Source organism: Fenollaria sp. (assembly GCF_057222035.1).
Genome location: NZ_JBXXYC010000001.1, coordinates 545913 through 558047, shown reverse-complemented (window position 1 = coordinate 558047; position 12135 = coordinate 545913). Strand labels below are relative to the sequence as shown.

At 35.3% G+C, this 12135-nt stretch carries 10 protein-coding genes; all 10 read left to right on the top strand.

Features of this window, described 5'->3' with window-relative positions:
• Positions 1 to 2 precede the first annotated feature (2 nt).
• The 10 genes from tpiA to smpB all read left to right on the top strand — a co-directional run bounded on the left by tpiA (position 3) and on the right by smpB (position 12126).
• A complete protein-coding gene (tpiA, locus tag AC2UOP_RS02755; protein ID WP_484832543.1) occupies positions 3 to 746 on the top strand; it encodes a triose-phosphate isomerase in 744 nt (247 codons plus the stop codon).
• Position 747: 1 nt separating this feature from the next.
• Positions 748 to 2274, top strand: coding sequence for a 2,3-bisphosphoglycerate-independent phosphoglycerate mutase (gpmI, locus tag AC2UOP_RS02750; RefSeq protein WP_484832542.1), 1527 nt, complete (start codon positions 748 to 750; stop codon positions 2272 to 2274).
• Between the two features lies 1 nt (position 2275).
• The gene (eno, locus tag AC2UOP_RS02745; RefSeq protein WP_085840013.1) at positions 2276 to 3559 is read left to right on the top strand and encodes a phosphopyruvate hydratase; all 1284 of its coding nucleotides are present in this window, start codon (positions 2276 to 2278) and stop codon (positions 3557 to 3559) included.
• A 252-nt stretch (positions 3560 to 3811) separates the two neighbouring features.
• Entirely contained in the window at positions 3812 to 4030 is a 219-nt protein-coding gene (gene secG / locus AC2UOP_RS02740) for a preprotein translocase subunit SecG (RefSeq protein ID WP_019213784.1), read from the top strand.
• Positions 4031 to 4050: 20 nt separating this feature from the next.
• Entirely contained in the window at positions 4051 to 6054 is a 2004-nt protein-coding gene (locus AC2UOP_RS02735; RefSeq protein WP_019213783.1) for a sodium-translocating pyrophosphatase, read from the top strand.
• An 85-nt stretch (positions 6055 to 6139) separates the two neighbouring features.
• On the top strand, positions 6140 to 6910 hold the full coding sequence (locus AC2UOP_RS02730) for an alpha/beta fold hydrolase (RefSeq protein ID WP_484832541.1): 771 nt from the start codon (positions 6140 to 6142) through the stop codon (positions 6908 to 6910).
• Positions 6907 to 8397, top strand: coding sequence for a UDP-N-acetylmuramoyl-tripeptide--D-alanyl-D-alanine ligase (locus AC2UOP_RS02725; protein WP_484832540.1), 1491 nt, complete (start codon positions 6907 to 6909; stop codon positions 8395 to 8397). Before AC2UOP_RS02730 ends, AC2UOP_RS02725 begins: the two co-directional genes overlap by 4 nt.
• A gap of 11 nt (positions 8398 to 8408) precedes the next feature.
• Positions 8409 to 9563, top strand: coding sequence for a D-alanine--D-alanine ligase family protein (locus tag AC2UOP_RS02720; RefSeq protein WP_019213780.1), 1155 nt, complete (start codon positions 8409 to 8411; stop codon positions 9561 to 9563).
• An 8-nt stretch (positions 9564 to 9571) separates the two neighbouring features.
• Positions 9572 to 11674, top strand: a complete 2103-nt coding sequence (gene rnr / locus AC2UOP_RS02715) for a ribonuclease R (RefSeq protein WP_484832539.1) — start codon at positions 9572 to 9574, stop codon at positions 11672 to 11674.
• Positions 11671 to 12126 (top strand): SsrA-binding protein SmpB, encoded by a 456-nt coding sequence (smpB, locus tag AC2UOP_RS02710; protein WP_484832538.1) that lies wholly within the window; start codon positions 11671 to 11673, stop codon positions 12124 to 12126. Before rnr ends, smpB begins: the two co-directional genes overlap by 4 nt.
• The last annotated feature ends 9 nt before the right edge of the window (positions 12127 to 12135 follow it).

Below are 12135 nucleotides of genomic sequence, written 5' to 3'. Positions count from 1 at the left end.
ATTTGAAAAAATTTTTATTTGCTGCAAACTGGAAGATGAATATGGACGTAAAAGAGACAGAAAGCTTTTTCAAGGATTTGAGCCTAAAGCCTAATGACTCTTATGACGTTTATGTCGCAGTTCCATTTACAGATATTTATTTAGCAAATAAAACTAAAAAATTTAATGAAATAAAGATAGGTGCTCAAAACATCTACTTTGAAGACAAGGGAGCTTTTACTGGCGAAATCAGTACTTCTATGATTAAATCATGTGGAGCGGATTTTGTCATCATCGGTCACTCTGAAAGAAGAGAAATTTTCGGTGAGTGCGATGAGATGATTAATAAAAAAGTTCTTAAGGCGATTGAAGATGGTGTAGAAGTAATTCTATGCGTTGGCGAGACTTTGTCTGAAAGAGAAGATAAAAAGCACTTTGAAAAGATTGAAAAACAATTAAAGGCTGACCTTGTTGGCGTAGACGCAGCTAAATTAGATAGCTTCGCCATAGCTTACGAGCCAATCTGGGCAATAGGTACAGGCAAGAGCGCTTCTAAGGAAGATGCTGAGGAAATGTGCCGCTTTGTTAGAGAAAAAGTTAAGGAAATGAATCCAAATCTTGAAGCAAAGCTTAGAGTGCTTTATGGCGGTAGCGTAAAAGAGGCAAACGCAGCTGATTTATCTAAAGAAGAAAATATCGATGGATTCTTAATCGGTGGCGCTTCACTAAAGACTGAGTCTTTTGAAGCCATTGCTAAGGAGATATAAGATGTCAAAAGCTATATTAATAATATTAGATGGTTTCGGAATCGGTAAAGATAACGACGCAAACGCTGTATATAGAGCCAAGACGCCGACAATCGATAAATTATTTAAAGATTGTCCTAATGCAAAATTACAAGCGAGCGGCGAATATGTAGGCCTACCCGCTGGACAGATGGGTAACTCCGAGGTTGGTCACTTAAACATAGGTTCAGGAAGAGTTGTTTATCAAGATCTTTCTATGATCAATAGAGACATTAAGAACGGAGATTTCTTTAAAAAAGAAGAATTTCTTAAGGCGATTGAGCACGCAAAGAAAAATAATACCAATCTTCATTTGATGGGTCTACTAAGCTATGGTGGAGTTCACTCGCACATCGATCACATAAAGGCGCTTCTTGATTTATGTAAAAAAGAAGGCGTGGGCGATAGAACTTATCTACACGCGATCTTAGATGGAAGAGATGTAGGCATACACTCAGCTGAGAACGATGTGAGCGAAATTATTTCTTACATGAAAAATAATTCATGTGCTCACCTTGCATCAATCAGCGGCAGATACTATGCCATGGACAGAGATAAGCGCTATGACAGAACAGAAAAGTATTACAAAACTGTCACATCTAAGGCGCCTGAACTTGTTTCGGATGATGCTATAGATACGATTAAAAAATCTTATGAAAAAGATGTGACTGATGAATTCATTTTGCCATGCGCTATTAAAAATGCTGGTGAAGTGAATGAAATAAAATCAGGAGACAGCATTATCTTTATTAATTTTAGACCGGATAGGGCAAGACAAATTACAGATGCTTTCACTAATAAAGATTTTTCTGGATTTGAAAGAAAGTTTTTAGATGACATTTATTATGTGTGCATGACAAATTATGACTCAAGCTTTAAAAATGTTCATATCGCTTATAAAGATGAAGAGATACTGAACACACTTGGAGAAGTTGTTTCAAAACATGGCTTAAAGCAGCTTCGTATAGCCGAAACAGAGAAATACGCTCATGTAACATACTTTTTCAATGGCGGCCGCGAAGAAAAATTTGCTGATGAAGACAGAATTTTAATCAATTCACCAAAGGTAGCGACATACGATTTAAAACCTGAGATGAGCGCTTATGAGCTTACAGATAAGCTAGTGAGCGTTATGGCAGATTATGATTTAATTATATTAAACTATGCAAACACAGACATGGTTGGACACACAGGAGTTGTTCCAGCCATAATCAAGGCGGTAGAAACAGTTGATACATGCCTTGCAAAACTGTTAGCAAAGGCAAAGGAATGTGGTTTTACAGCCATAATCACAGCGGATCACGGCAACTGCGAGGCAATGTTTGATGAAGATGGTAAACCAATCACATCACATACGACAAACCCAGTCCCTGTAATACTTTTTAACGACGGGAAGTATAAGCTTAAAGATGGCGTACTAGCTGACCTAGCACCATCACTATTAGATATATTAAATATAGAAAAGCCAAAAGAAATGACAGGCGAGAGCCTATTGGTATCGGAGGAATAAAATGAGTAGAATTATTGATGTATTTGCTATGGAAGTCTTAGATTCAAGATCTAACCCAACTGTAGAAGTAACAGTTTTAGCTGAATCAGGAGCAATCGGATCAGCTATAGTCCCATCAGGAGCATCTACTGGCGAACACGAAGCCGTAGAACTTAGAGATGGAGACCCAAAGAGATACGCTAAAAAAGGCGTGTTGAAGGCAGTTGACAACGTAAACAACGTTATCGCACCTGAAATTTTTGATATGGAAGTAACAGATCAAGTATCAATAGATAAATTGATGATAAATCTTGACGGAACAGAAAATAAAGGCAAACTTGGTGCAAACGCTATGCTTGGCGTATCACTAGCAGTTGCTAAGTGCGCTGCAAATGAATTAAACATGCCGCTTTATAGATACATCGGCGGAACTAATGCAAAAGTTTTACCAGTACCTATGATGAACATTTTAAACGGCGGTCAACACGCTGACAATAACGTAGACATACAAGAGTTTATGATTATGCCAATAGGCGCAGAAACATTTAGAGATGCGCTTAGAATGGGATCAGAAGTTTATCACAGCTTAAAGAATGTCCTTAAAGAAAGAAAATTAGCTACAGGCGTTGGTGATGAAGGCGGTTATGCACCAGACTTATCAAGCAATGAAGAAGCAATCGAAACTATAATCGAAGCTATTGAAAAAGCTGGTTATGAAGCAGGCAAGGACATCTATCTAGCTCTTGACGTTGCTGCGAGCGAATTATATAACGCAGATACTAAAAAATATTATCTAAAGAGCGATAACGCAGAGCTAACAGACGAAGAAATGATTAATTACTACGAAAAATTAGTTAATAAATATCCACTTTACTCAATCGAAGACGGCTTAGATGAAAATGACTGGGACGGCTGGAAGAAATTAACTGAAAGATTAGGAGATAAGATTCAATTAGTTGGAGACGACCTTTATGTTACAAACACAAAGAGAATCAAAAAAGGTATAGAAACTCACACAGCTAACTCAGTTTTAATCAAGCTTAACCAAATCGGAACATTAACTGAAACTATCGAAGCAATCGAAATGGCTCACAGAAATCATTACACAGCAGTTATTTCACACAGATCAGGCGAAACAGAAGATACAACAATCGCAGACCTTTCAGTTGCACTAAACACAGGACAAATCAAAACAGGTGCACCAGCTAGATCAGAAAGAGTTGCTAAATACAATCAACTTCTTAGAATAGAGTATATGCTTGACGATACAGCCATTTATGCAGGCAAGAGCATACTAAAAAAATAATTTAATAAAATATTTTACATGGGATGAGTTATATGCGCTCATCCCATTTTATTTTGCCTCACTATTAAGATAGAAAAAATTTAAGAATAAAAAATTTTATAAAATTCATTTAATGAGCGAAACGATATGAACTCATCATAAAGATATTAAAAATGAATTTTTATAAAAGATATTAAATAAGAAAAAAGCATTGCAAAATAAATGCTCTTGTGGTAAAATAGATATGTTATAAGAGAGAATGGAGGTGTGTGTATGAATTACGTATTGTATGCACTAGTTGCAATTTCAGCTTTAGTATTAACTATATCAGTAGCAGCTACTGAAGGGGATGATCAAGGCTTACAAGCATTAGGCGGTTCTGAAAGTATTTGGGGCTCTAAAAATCCTACAAGAAATGTTGTTTTAAAAAGAATAACAACAGTTTCATCAGTTGTGTTTATGGTAACAACTTTGATATTAGCAGCTTTATAATAATAAAATAGGAGGAAGAAATGGACAAAATTTTAATCATAGCTCCTATAGTCGGAGCTATAGCACTATTATTTGCTTTAGTTAAAGCTCTATTTGTTACTAAGCAAGAAGCTGGTAACGAAAGAATGAAAGAGATTGCTGGTTACATTCAAGAAGGCGCTCTTGCATTTTTAACAAGAGAATACAAATATTTAGCAATATTTATAGTTGTATTATTTGTAATTCTAGCTCTATTAATCAACATCGGTACAGCTGTATGTTATTTAATAGGTGCTGTATTCTCAATCTGTGCTGGATACATCGGCATGACAGTAGCTACTAAAGCTAACGTAAGAACTGCAAACGCAGCTAAGGAAAGCGGTATGGGCAAGGCTCTAAACGTTGCTTTCTCAGGCGGTACTGTTATGGGTATGTGCGTTGTAGGTTTAGGTTTACTAGGTACTAGCATTGTTTGGATGATATTCAAAGATGCAAACATCGTTACAGGTTTTGGTTTAGGTGCTTCATCAATCGCATTATTCGCAAGAGTTGGTGGCGGTATCTATACAAAGGCTGCAGACGTTGGTGCTGACTTAGTTGGTAAGGTTGAAGCTGGTATTCCAGAAGACGACCCAAGAAACCCAGCTGTTATCGCTGATAATGTTGGTGATAACGTTGGTGACGTTGCTGGTATGGGCGCTGACTTATTTGAATCATATGTTGGAGCAATTATTTCAGCTATTACTTTAGGTGCACTAGCATTTAGCGACAATGGTATTTCATTCGCATTAGCACTATGCTCAGTTGGTATCGTTGCATCAATCATCGGTACATTATTTGTAAAAGGCGACAAGAATCCTCAAAAAGCTCTTGATATGGCAACTTGGGGAAGTTCATTAATCACTATAATCGCTTCTTACTTCTTATCTACAAAGATTTTAGGCTCAATCCAACCATTCTATGCTATAGTAGCAGGTGTTGTTGTTGGATTAATTATAGCAAAAGTAACAGAATATTATACAGCTGCTGAATATAAGCCAGTTCAAAAAGTTGCTGAAGAATCAGAAACAGGTGCTTCAACAAACATTATCGCTGGTTTATCAGTAGGTATGATGTCAACAGCTATCCCTATGATAGTTATTTCAATAGGTATACTAGTTGCATTCTTCCTAGCAGGCGGCGCAGCAAGCCCAGTAAATGGTCTTTATGGAATTTCACTAGCAGCTATAGGTCTATTAGCAACAGCTGCTACAACTATCGCAGTTGACGCTTACGGCCCAGTTGCTGATAACGCTGGTGGTATCGCTGAAATGTGCGGTCTTCCAGAAAGCGTAAGAGATATCACAGATAAGCTAGACTCAGTTGGTAACACAACAGCAGCAGTTGGTAAAGGTTTTGCCATCGCTTCAGCTGCACTTACAGCTCTAGCATTGTTCGCTTCATATACACAAGCAGTTGGACTTGAAAAGATTGACTTAACAAATCCATTAACAATAGCAGGTGTATTCATCGGTGGTATGCTACCATTCTTATTCTCATCATTAACTATGGATGCAGTTGGTAAAGCTGCTAACCAAATGATCGAAGAAGTTAGAAGACAATTTAAATCAATTCCTGGTATCATGGAAGGAACTGCAAAACCTGATTATGGCAAGTGCGTAGACATTTCTACTAAGGCAGCTCTTAGAGAAATGGTTATCCCTGGTCTTCTTGCAGTTGTATGCCCAGTACTTGTTGGTGTACTTCTAGGAACAGAAGCTCTAGGCGGTCTACTTGCTGGTTCATTAGTAACAGGCGTTCTAATGGCAATCTTCATGTCAAACGCAGGCGGAGCTTGGGACAATGCTAAAAAGTATATTGAATCAGGAGTTCATGGTGGAAAAGGATCAGATGCTCACAAGGCAGCAGTAACAGGAGACACTGTTGGTGACCCATTCAAAGATACATCAGGACCATCTCTAAATATACTAATTAAATTAATGACAATAGTAGCATTAGTATTTGCACAAGTATTTGTTAGCTACGGTGGACTTATTATAAAATAAGATAAAATTGTAATTGGACTCCCCTTGATTTTAATGAGCGATGCTATTAAATAAGGGGAGCTTCATTTATAATATGGGTGATTTTATGGAAATAACAATTGACAATATTAAAATAAATTACATAATAGAAGGTGAATCAGAAAAGCCTGTACTTATACTTCATGGCTGGGGCGCTTCAATCGAAGCAGTCATGGGCATAGTGAACGCTTTGAAGGACACAAGAAAAGTTATTGCCATAGATTTACCAGGTCATGGCAAGTCATCTGAACCAGAGAGAGTTTTTGGTGGTGAGGACTATGCAAACATTGTTAAGGCCTTTGTTGAGAAGCTTGGTATTAAAAAATTTGACGCCATCGGTCACAGCTTTGGCGGCAAAACTTTGATACAAATCGCTTCTGAAGGCTATGAAAGACTTGATAAGATGGTTCTTATCGATGCTTCAGGGATACTTCCTAAGAGAAGTCTTTCATATTATTTAAAAGTTTATACATATAAAATCTTTAAAAAGCTTTATAGGCTAATCTTTTTTTACAAGAGTGAAGAAGAGCTTATGAAAAAGCTTTCAAAGAAATTTGGCTCTGACGATTACAAAAACACAAGTGGTATTATGAGAAAAACTTTTGTAAAGGTCGTTAACGAGTCTCTTCTTGATAGGCTGGATTCTATCAAGAACGATACCCTTATATTGTGGGGCAAAGATGATGATACAACTCCATTATATATGGGTAAAATTATGAATGAGAAGATAAAAAATTCTGCTCTGGTTGAACTTGAGGGCGGACACTTCTCTTATGCAGATGATTATCAAATATTTTCACGAGTAATTAGATCTTATCTTAGTAAGGAGGAACTATGATAGCTATATTTATATTCTTGCCAATTTTATTAACAGTTTTAATATATATACACTCTTTAGCATTTTTCCAAATAATGCAATTAAATATGTATATTTCAAGCGAATACGAAGCTTGGCTTAAAAATTTTGGCTGGCTTAAGAACGCTTTAAAAAAATTAAAACCTGGCGATAAAAAGCCTTTAGTCTTTACTGATAGGATGAAGAGGATGATGAAGATATTTGCTTTATTTAATGTAATTATCATGTATACATCAATCATTGCTTATCTAATATTTGGAGAAAAAATTGCGTTAGCATATTTACTAGTACTTGCCTTTCTTTTATATATCATAAGAGCAAGAAGCGTTAAATGTGCAAATTTACTAGCACTTCCAATTGAAAATAAAATTAATCACGGTTTTTACGTCGAGGCACAAAATAAAATTAAAAAAGAAAAAGAAAATAAATTAAAAGTTGTTGGAATAACTGGTAGCTATGGTAAAACATCTACAAAACTTGTTTTAAATGACATTGTAAAGAATAGTTTAAAGACATATGCAACACCAAGTTCTTTCAATACACCTATGGGTATTTCAAAAGTAATTAACAATGAGCTTGAGAGCGGAACTGAAGTTTTTATATCTGAGCTTGGAGCAAGATATGTGGGAGAAATTAAAGAAGTGGCTGATCTTGTTATGCCAGACATCGCCATCATCACAAACATAGGCCCGTGTCACATAGAAACTTTTGGCTCTATGGAAAATATTGTTAAGACAAAGTTTGAGCTTATCGATTCGCTTAAAGAAGGCGGTCTAGCGATATTTAACTATGATAACCCATATATTAAAGAAAAAGCGGCTGAGGTCAAGACTAGAAAGGTTTACATCTCACTTGAAGACGACGCTTGCGATTATTTTGCTAAAGATATAAGCGTAGGCGAATTTGGTACTGAATTTACTCTTATTTACAAAAATAATGAGTACAAGCTAAAGACAAAATTACTTGGCAAGCATAATATTTACAACGTACTTTTATCAGTAGCAGCGGCTCACGAGCTAGGCATGTCCATGGAAGAGATAGTTAAGGCAGTTCTTGATGTTAATCAAGTTGAGCATAGACTTTCTTTAGTAGAAAATCCAAATAATCTCATAATCATTGACGATGCATTTAACAGTAATCCAAGCGGCGCACAAGCGGCACTTGATGTAGTCTCTGAGTTTAAAGAGGGCAAAAAGATTGTTATCTCACCAGGTATGGTTGAATTAGGAGATTTACAATACGAAGAGAATAAAAAATTCGGCAAGAATGCAGCAGCTGTTGTAGATCACTTCATCATAGTTGCCGAAGTGAATAAAAAAGCAATTAAAGATGGTCTTATAGATGGTGGCCTCGATGAAAGATTTATACATGAGGCAGCAAGTTTAAGTGATGCACAATTAATTTTACAAAAAATATGTCAAGCAGGCGACGTGATTTTATTCGAAAACGATTTGCCTGATAATTATTAGGAGTTGATAGAATGCTAAAAGTAGGCGTTATATTTGGCGGGAGAAGTGTTGAACATGAAGTCTCAGTAATTACAGGAATGCAAGTTATTGAGAACATGGATAAAGAAAAATTTCTTCCAATTCCAATATATATTACAAAAGAAGGTAAGTGGCTAAGCTCTGAATCCTTCAAAAATTTTAAAACATTTAAAGATGGAGACTTTTCTTCAGCTAAGAACGTTATGCTTGGCTGTGATTATGGCGATTTTAATCTTTATATAAATCCAGAATCAAAGTCCATGTTTGATAAAAAAGTTTATGAAACATTAGATATGGTTTTCTTTGCTCTTCATGGAACCAATGGTGAGGACGGATCATGTCAAGGACTTATTGAAACAGTTGGACTTCCATATACAGGAACAAATGTTTTAAGCTCATCAGTTGGCATGGATAAGGTTATAATGAAGGATGTTTATAGAGCCAATGGTCTTCCTGTAGTTAATTACAAATACTACTACAGAAGCAAGTGGAGAAGCTCAAAAGAAGAAGTTATGGCAGATATTGAAAAGAATTTAAATTATCCATTATTTATAAAGCCATCTAATCTTGGATCTTCAATAGGCATATCAAAGGTAAAAAATAAGGACAATCTAGAAGAAGCTTTGATGATAGCCTTTAGTTATGACAAAAAAGTCATAGTTGAAGAATCAGTTGAAAATGCAAGAGAAATTAACTGTGCTGTAATGGGTTATGAAGAAAATGTTGAAACATCAGAGCTTGAAGAACCATTAGACTTCAAAGAACTATTAACATTTGATGATAAATATGTATCAAATAAAAAGACTCCTGGCACAAAGGTAAACAGAAATTTACTTAAAAAGGATGAACCGCTAAGAGAAGAGCTAGAAAGACTAGCTACTAAGGCATTTACTTCCATTGATGCATCAGGTAATGCAAGAGTTGATTTACTTGTATCTAAGGATACTGGAAAAGTTTATATCAATGAAATAAACACAATACCTGGTTCAGTTGCCTTTTATCTATGGGAGCCAAAAGGATATTCGTTTAAGGATCTTATAACAAAGATGCTAGAGATAGCTCAAGCAGTTGATACTATGAAGAAGGAAACTGTTTACTCTTACGATGCAGAGCTCTTTAAACGTATCCAATATGGAAAGAAATTATAGGTGATAAAATGAAAATCAGGGAACTTGTAATGAATTATTTTAGCAGAGAGGACTACGTTCCCCAAAGCAAGAAGGATTTATTAAGAACTTTTAAGATTACGAAGAAAGATAAAAAAATATTTGAAAAATTACTTAAATCATTAGAAAAAGATAAAAAGATTATTTGCAGCAACAATAAATATTACACTTACAATAGTTCCCGTGTTATTACAGGAAAGTATGAGGCTAATAAGCGTGGATTTGGTTTTGTTATTGGCGATGAATTTGATGTATTTATTAGATTTGAAAATTCAATGTATGCCATGGACTCTGATGAGGTATGCGCGACAATTACGGATAAAAAGCCAGATGGCAATTTCGAAGGCAAAATCATTAAGATACTTAATAGAGCAACTAAGAGAGTTGTCGGCACTTATCAAGATAATGATAGCTTTGGTTTTATTAGATGTGACGATGTAAAGATAATTTATGATGTCTTTATCAATAAAAGTGCATCGAAAAACGCCAAGAATGGCGATAAAGTAGTTGCCGAGATTATTAAGTATCCAGACAAAAATAAAAATCCAGAAGGAAGAGTCGTTGAAATCATCGGCAAAGAAGATGATCCAGGCATTGACATAACTTCGATAATTAAGTCTTATGACCTTAGAGAATATTTTCCAAATAGAGTAAAAGATGAATTAGAAGAAATAAATTATGAGATAAATTCAGATGAGATAGCTCGTAGAGTCGATTATAGAGACTTATTAACTATTACTATAGACGGCGTTGACTCAAAAGATTTAGATGATGCCATCAGCTTAGTGAAAAATGATGATAAATATACTTTGTACGTGCACATCGCAGACGTAGCAAACTATGTCAAAGAGCGCACTTACTTAGACAAGGAAGCTTACTTAAGAGGCAATTCCTACTACTTGCTTGATAGGGTCTTACCAATGCTTCCAAAAGAGCTATCGAACGGGATTTGCTCACTTAATCCAAATGAAGATAGATTAACTCTTTCAGTTAGAATAGACTTTGATAAAAACGGTGAAGTCCTTAGCCATAAGATTTCTGAAGCAATAATTAATTCTGATCATAGGCTTAACTACCCACAAGTATCAGATTTTCTAGAAGGCAAGAAGAAGGCTGAGGAGCTTGGACTTGAAGGTTTAGAAGAGACTCTTAAGAATATGCAAGAGCTAATGAATCTTCTTAACGAAAAAAGAAATAAAAGAGGCAATATTGATTTTGATATAGTTGAGACAAAAGTTATTTTAGATGAAAAAGGCAAAGTTATTGATATAAAGCCAGAAGAAAGACGTGTAGCTAACAAGATTATCGAAGAGTTTATGATAGCTGCGAATGAAACTGTGGCTAAAGAATATTTTATGAAAGATTTGCCATTCGTATACAGAGTGCATGAAAAGCCAAAGAGAGAGAAGATGTTCTACTTAGCTGAGTTTTTGAAGCGCTTCGATTTATACATTAATCCAGATAATGTTAGTCCAGCTGATATAGCAAATGTATTAAATCAGCTTAAGGGCAAAAAAGAGTCGGCACTTATATCAAATATCGTTCTAAGAACTATGCAAAAGGCGAGATACACTTATGAAGAGCTTGGACACTTTGGTCTTGCATCAAAATATTACTCGCATTTTACATCGCCTATCAGAAGATACTCAGACCTTATTATTCATAGAATTATCAAAGATTTTATCAATGGTAGACTTAAGGAAAGTAAAATTGTTTATTACGAGAAAAATCTTGATCAAATGACGAAACATATATCTGAGACTGAATTAGTTCAAGAAAAGGCAGAGCGCGATATAGTTCAAATGAAGTGCGCTGAGTACATGCAAGATAAAATTGGCAATGTATATGTCGGAGAAATATCTTCACTAACATCATTTGGCGTCTATGTAATGCTTGAAAACACTATAGAAGGACTTTGTCACTTTTCAAATATGGACGATGATTTTTATTATTTTGATGAAACAGAATACAAAGTTATCGGCAAGGACTCTTTAAATGAATACAAGATAGGCATGAAAGTCAGAGTAGCAGTCGTTGACGCATCAAAAGAGACAAGAACTATTGATTTTAAAATTCTTGGAGTGGTTGAATGAAAGACGAAGATTTAAAAGTTGTAGCTAATAATAAAAAAGCAAGACATGATTATTTTATTGAAAAGATATATGAGGCAGGCTTAGTTCTTAAGGGAACAGAGGTTAAATCCATAAGACAAGGCAGAGTGAATTTAAAAGAAAGCTATGTCATAGTGAAAGATGGCGAGATCTTTGTCTTTGGCATGCATGTAAGTCCTTATAAAGAAGGAAACATCTTTAACGAAGACCCATTAAGAACGAGAAAGCTATTGTTAAATAAAAATGAAATTAGAAGAATCTTTCAAGAGGTGAAACTAGCTGGAGCTACGGTAGTTCCCTTAAGACTATATTTTAAGAATGGCAGAGCCAAGCTTGAGATAGCACTTGCTAAAGGTAAAAAACTTTATGACAAAAGAGAGAGCCAAAGAGAAAAAGACATTAAAAGAAGTATTGATAGAAAGTATAAAATCTAGGAGGTAAGC